This window comes from Enterobacter cloacae complex sp. I3, assembly GCF_014896175.1.
In the GTDB taxonomy this organism is placed as follows: Bacteria; Pseudomonadota; Gammaproteobacteria; order Enterobacterales; family Enterobacteriaceae; genus Enterobacter; species Enterobacter bugandensis.
Genome location: NZ_JADBQZ010000036.1, coordinates 1 through 3,080 on the forward strand (window position 1 = coordinate 1; position 3,080 = coordinate 3,080).

At 51.0% G+C, this 3,080-nt stretch carries 1 protein-coding gene; it reads left to right on the plus strand.

All coding sequences use genetic code 11. The features are described from left to right. Positions 1 to 234: 234 nt before the first annotated feature. Complete coding sequence (locus IM271_RS20110; protein ID WP_045259876.1) at positions 235 to 3,009, plus strand: autotransporter outer membrane beta-barrel domain-containing protein; 2,775 nt, start codon at positions 235 to 237, stop codon at positions 3,007 to 3,009. The last annotated feature ends 71 nt before the right edge of the window (positions 3,010 to 3,080 follow it).

Here is a 3,080-nt window from a genome sequence, read left to right on the forward strand (position 1 = left end):
TTATAAAACTTATATCACCTTTGCTTGTTTAGTTTATTTTGACTTTTTCTTTATAGTATTTATATTTAGCGCTCTTTTTCTCTCGTTTTACATCTGCTGATTGTCTGGATACGGACTTAAATGAATCATTCATTGAACCTTTTCTGAATGAAACTGCATAATTCACTCCGCAATTAAACATTGCTAATTGATTTACGGACAAACATGCTTACGTCCCTGAGGAGGGATGACCCAATGCAAACATGGAAAAAGAAACTGGTTGTATCTCAACTTGCATTAGCTTGTACGCTGGCTATCGCTTCTCAGGCTAATGCGAAAGATATTTCCGGTACGACATATAATACTTTTGGATATGATAATACCGCATCTACGCCGTGGTATTATGGCTACGCAGATTGGGATTACTCGGATGCCACCCATGATGGTGACATTTATCCGGTCATCAATAAATCAACCGTAAACGGTGTTATTTCGACTTACTATCTGGATGATGGGGTCAATGGCCGTGCGAACGCGTTGAGTATTTCTAACAGCACCATTAACGGCATGATCACGTCAGAGTGTATGACCACGACGTGTGCAGATGGCGTGGATACTGACGGCACCAGTCATACCCAGTACGATCGTTTTAGCCTGACCGTTGATAACTCCACCATCAACGATGCCTACGAGCATTACGCGTATGATGTCGTCAATGGCGAGAATACTGAAACGCATTATCTGGACACCTATGGTCTGGGTAACGCAATTACCCTGGACGTTGAATCTGATATCGTTATTCAGAACAACTCCCACGTCGCGGGTATCACGCTGACGCAGGGTTATCAGGAACTGGATAACACACCATACGACGGCGTTGAAGGCGTTGCTAACAGCAGCAATGTCTTTACCGATACGCTGGTGGTGAAAGACTCCGTGCTGACCTCTGGTGCGTACAGCGATCTGGGCACCAACGGGTTCTACGGTCAAACGGCGAAGCCGAGCGACTACGGTGAAACCAACGCCTCGGCTGCGGATGATGCGGCGCTGATCGTTGCGGCCGGCGCGTCTGATAACGCCATGCAGACCACCGCTACCTTCGATCACTCTACCGTAACGGGTGACATTCTTTTCTCCAGCACCTTTGATAACAACTTCTACGAGAATGGCGATCCGGCAACGGATACCACTGAAGATGGTGTCTATAACCCAACCACCAACGGCTGGGACGGTACCGATACACTGGATGTTACGCTGACTAACGGCAGCAAGTGGGTCGGTGCAGCGCAGTCCAGCGTTGAAGCTATCGGCACTGCGCAGATGTATGGCCAGGGCTACAGCAACGTTGACTGGCACGCTCTGTCCCCGAACAGCATCTGGCCTGATTCTACCTTCGACAGCAACGGTCACGTTGCCGGTGAAGAGGTGTACCAAAGCGGCCTGTTCAATGTGGCGCTGGATAACGGTTCCGAGTGGGATACCCGCAAGGTCTCCAACATTGATGCGCTGACGGTGAACAACCAGTCTCAGGTCAATGTTGAAAACTCCGGCCTGCTGGCGGATTCAATCACCCTGACCAATGCTTCAACCATGAATATTGGCGACAGCGGAGCCGTGGCAACCGACAGCCTGTATCTGGACAGCTATAGCCGTGCGGCACTGACTGAAGAGACAGCAGAGCTGTATGCAAACACCATTACCGTAGACAACGGTGCCGAGCTGGCGCTGGGTCTGGGTCAGGTTGATACGCACAATATGGTACTGACCGATGGCGGCGTGCTCAACGTTGCCAGCCGTGATTATGTGCTGAACAGCGATCTGAACAACGCACGCTATATCACTAACGATCGCTACAACGCGGAGTATGACTACGGTGTTGTCGCGCTGAACTCCGACGGCCATCTGGCGGTGAACGGTGACGTTGCCGGTAACTACAAGGTGCGCATCGACGATGCAACCGGCGCTGGTTCAGTTGCCGACTACAAAAACAAAGAGATCATTCGCGTCTACGACAATAACGCAGATACCGCAGCCAGCTTTACTGCTGCAAACAAAGCTGATTTAGGTGCTTATACCTATCAGGCGCAGCAGGAGGGTGACACCGTTGTTCTCCAGCAGAAAGAGCTGACTGACTACGCCAACATGGCGCTGAGCATTCCTTCTGCCAACACCAATATCTGGAATCTCCAGCAGGATACCGTGGGTACGCGTCTGACCAACAGCCGTCATGGCCTGGCAGACAACGGCGGAGCGTGGGTGAGCTATTTCGGCGGCAATTTTGACGCGGATAACGGCACCGTCAGCTACGATCAGGACGTAAGCGGCATTATGGTCGGTCTGGACACGCAGATTGACGGTAATAATGCGAAGTGGATCGTCGGTGGTGCAGCTGGTTTTGCGAAAGGCGATATCAGCGATCGTACGGGTCAGGTCGATCAGGACAGCCAGACTGCGATGATCTACGCGTCTGCGACGTTTGCGAACAACGTCTTCCTCGACAGCTCACTGAACTACACCCGCTTTAACAATGACCTCTCTGCAACCATGAGCAACGGTCAGTATGTTGACGGTGACACCACCTCTGACGCTGTTGGCTTCGGGATGAAGCTGGGCTATGACTGGAAACCAAACCTGTCAGGCTACATCACTCCTTACGCGGCGATTTCCGGCCTGTTCCAGTCAGGCGACGACTACCAGCTGAGCAACGACATGCGTATCGATGGTCAGTCTTACGACAGTATGCGTTATGAACTTGGCCTGGATGCGGGTTATACCTTCAACTACGGCGGCGAACAGGCGCTGACCCCGTACTTCAAGCTGGCTTACGTCTATGACGATGCTGACAATAATGCTGATATCAACTCTGACAGTATTGATAACGGCGTCGAAGGCTCTGCGGTTCGCGTGGGGCTGGGCACCCAGTTCAGCTTCACCAAAAACTTCAGTGCTTACACCGATGCGACTTATCTGGGTGGCGGCGACGTTGACCAGAACTGGGGAGCAAATCTGGGTGTGAAATATACCTGGTAAATAGAAAGCGCGGGGGATATTTTCCCCCGCTTTTTTATATGGTTTAAAAATAATAAAGAACCGACAGATAC

Coding starts and splice junctions, on each gene's coding strand:
- IM271_RS20110 (WP_045259876.1), top strand. CDS start 235: ATGCAAACATGGAAAAAGAAACTGGTTGTATCTCAACTTGCATTAGCT.